2 protein-coding genes are annotated in these 625 nt (G+C 45.6%); both read left to right on the top strand.

Going from position 1 to position 625, the window contains the following annotated elements; translation table 11 throughout:
• A partial coding sequence (locus tag BSCG_RS0127585; protein ID WP_206741118.1) for a hypothetical protein occupies positions 1 to 233 on the top strand: 233 nt, incomplete at its 5' end.
• A 105-nt stretch (positions 234 to 338) separates the two neighbouring features.
• Positions 339 to 625: HU family DNA-binding protein (locus BSCG_RS09700; protein ID WP_008776524.1), on the top strand; the 287-nt coding region annotated here is incomplete at its 3' end.

The following is a 625-nucleotide window of genomic DNA, read 5'->3' as shown; positions in this document are numbered from 1 at the left end:
TACCTTTGCGGGAAACAATTAAAAAGGAGGTCATTATGAAACCATTTTGGAGAACGACGTTGAAGGTATTGAAAGTTATCGGTAAAATTTTTGTTTGGCTCACCGGGGCAGACAGTCCCGTGAAAGACGATGAAAAGGAGAAACGATTAAGGAGTAAACTTTACGATCGGAGTGAAAACCCCTGTTTGGAGGGCTGCGGAATACAAACCGCAGCCCTTTTTTCATGTACATAATCGTATGATGAAACACGTATCATCACAGATAAGAACATACGTCCGCACGCCCACGCACGTATATGTAGATTTGCAACATTATTAATCATTAAAACACTAATTAACATGGCAATTACAATCAAACCCGCTTTGCGCAAGAATCCGCAGGACAAAGCCGCTGCAGCAAAATACTATGCGCAGGTAGTGCTCGCTCCGGAAATGAAACAAAAACAAATCGTTGACCAGATCGCAGACCGTTGTACACTGACCGGTTCTGACATCAAGGCAGTTCTTGACGCATTGATGGTCGTTATCAAGCGCAACCTCGCAAACGGTTCACCCGTCCGCCTGGGAGATCTCGGTTCATTCCGTCCTTCCGTTTCCGGTAAAGGCACCGAGGATGCCAGCAAGTG

It is taken from the genome of Bacteroides sp. 2_2_4 (genome assembly GCF_000157055.1).
Classification (GTDB): domain Bacteria; phylum Bacteroidota; class Bacteroidia; order Bacteroidales; family Bacteroidaceae; genus Bacteroides; species Bacteroides ovatus.
Note: the sequence above shows the minus strand (reverse complement) of the source record. Positions and strands in the feature narration are given on the sequence as shown.